Consider the following 205-nt stretch of genomic DNA (forward strand, 5'->3'; position numbering starts at 1 on the left):
AGATAGCAAAAGTACCGTTCCAAACATTTCCGCCGAATGCTTGCCAAGTTCCTTCACCAAATAAATTATTCATGAATTTTTGGTAAGCTGGAATTGGGAAGTTGTTAATTAAAACAGCGAAAGACCCTAGAATCATTAGTGGCATAGTTGTGATGAAACCATCACGAATTGCTACTAAATGACGTTGTCCACCAATTTTGGCAGC

1 pseudogene is annotated in these 205 nt (G+C 38.5%); it reads right to left on the reverse strand.

Features of this window, described 5'->3' with window-relative positions:
* Positions 1-205 (reverse strand): annotated as a pseudogene (locus FCK90_RS15320) (PTS sugar transporter subunit IIC); the annotation flags it as partial.

Source organism: Kocuria coralli, assembly GCF_008831305.1.
In the GTDB taxonomy this organism is placed as follows: Bacteria; Actinomycetota; Actinomycetes; order Actinomycetales; family Micrococcaceae; genus Kocuria; species Kocuria coralli.